General features: G+C 42.4%; 2 protein-coding genes. Both read left to right on the top strand.

Annotation, left to right across the window (positions count from 1 at the left end):
• The first annotated feature begins 125 nt into the window (after positions 1-125).
• Positions 126-374, top strand: a complete 249-nt coding sequence (locus R7190_RS27365; protein WP_005377003.1) for a type II toxin-antitoxin system Phd/YefM family antitoxin — start codon at positions 126-128, stop codon at positions 372-374.
• A complete protein-coding gene (locus R7190_RS27360; RefSeq protein WP_025507101.1) occupies positions 364-654 on the top strand; it encodes a type II toxin-antitoxin system RelE family toxin in 291 nt (96 codons plus the stop codon). Before R7190_RS27365 ends, R7190_RS27360 begins: the two co-directional genes overlap by 11 nt.
• Positions 655-720 lie beyond the last annotated feature (66 nt).

Here is a 720-nt window from a genome sequence, read left to right as displayed (position 1 = left end):
CTTAAACACATAAACCGACGCATAGTAAAAATGCCACGCGTTGCGAATCACTCTTAAGCAACTTGTTATACCGCTTGGTTGAGGCTAAAATGACCAACATAAAGACCACTTAAGAGACCGATTATATGACCACCAGAATCCTAGCCGATGTTGCTGCAAGCATTACTGAGTTGAAAGCTAACCCTATGAAAGTTGCAACTAGTGCTTACGGCGAACCTGTTGCTGTATTAAACCGAAATGAGCCAGCATTTTATTGCGTACCTGCCGAAGCGTACGAAATGATGATGGACAGACTCGAAGATCTTGAACTACTAGCTATCGCTAAAGAGCGTGAATCTGAAGAGAGCATTTCGGTAAATATTGATGACCTATAAACTCGACTTTAAAAAGAGCGCACTCAAAGAGTGGAAAAAGCTTGGCTCTACTCTGCAACAACAATTTAAGAAAAAGCTAATCGAGCGCTTAGATAACCCACATGTTCCGGCTTCAAAACTTTCTGGAGCTGACAACATGTATAAAATTAAGTTGCGTCAATCGGGCTACCGTCTCATCTACAAAGTTGAAGACGATGTGATCATTGTAACCGTCCTAGCAGTTGGAAAGCGCGAACGTAGCGATGTTTACCGTAAAGCCATGAAAAGGTTAGATGACTGATTGCGGTATAACGCCTTGCTAAGGTGTGAGCAACGCAATACCTTAGCCTCCGCATAATACCTTAAA

It is taken from the genome of Vibrio sp. 1078-1, from assembly GCF_033340475.1.
Note: the sequence above shows the minus strand (reverse complement) of the source record. Positions and strands in the feature narration are given on the sequence as shown.

What these genes read in the sequence shown, in the direction of transcription:
- R7190_RS27365 (WP_005377003.1), top strand. Translation starts at nt 126, where the DNA reads ATGACCACCAGAATCCTAGCCGATGTTGCTGCAAGCATTACTGAGTTG.
- R7190_RS27360 (WP_025507101.1), top strand. Translation starts at nt 364, where the DNA reads ATGACCTATAAACTCGACTTTAAAAAGAGCGCACTCAAAGAGTGGAAA.